This is a genomic window from Streptomyces sp. NRRL S-87 (assembly GCF_000719335.1).
Lineage (GTDB): Bacteria > Actinomycetota > Actinomycetes > Streptomycetales > Streptomycetaceae > Streptomyces.
Map to the genome: position 1 here is coordinate 1 of NZ_JOGB01000182.1, position 483 is coordinate 483.

The window sequence follows — 483 nt, forward strand, 5'->3', positions numbered from 1 at the left end:
GTGTGTGCGGAGCTGGACCGGCATCTGGATCAGCCGATCCGGGATGTGGTGTTCGATGGTGGTGAGCTGCTGGATCAGACGCAGTTCACGCAGGCCGGTCTGTTCGCGCTCGAAGTGGCGCTGTTCCGCCTGGTGTCGGCCTGGGGCGTCAAGCCCGATTACCTGCTGGGTCACTCGATCGGTGAGCTGTCGGCTGCGCATGTGGCCGGGGTGCTCTCGCTGGAGGACGCTGCCAGGCTGGTGGCGGCTCGTGGTCGTCTGATGCAGGCGTTGCCGGCGGGCGGGGCGATGGTCTCGCTCCAGGCAGCCGAGGACGAGGTCCTGCCGCTCCTGACCGACGGCGTCTCGATCGCAGCACTCAACGGGCCCTCCTCGACGGTGATCTCGGGGGACGAGGCCGACGTCCTGGCCGTCGCCGCGCACTTCGAGGCGGAGGGCCGTAAGACCAAGCGGCTTCGCGTCAGTCACGCGTTCCACTCGCCC

Annotated in this window: 1 protein-coding gene; it reads left to right on the forward strand. The window is 68.5% G+C overall.

Annotation, left to right across the window (positions count from 1 at the left end):
* On the forward strand, positions 1-483 hold a 483-nt coding region (locus tag IF43_RS37520), incomplete at both ends, for an acyltransferase domain-containing protein (RefSeq protein ID WP_037891684.1).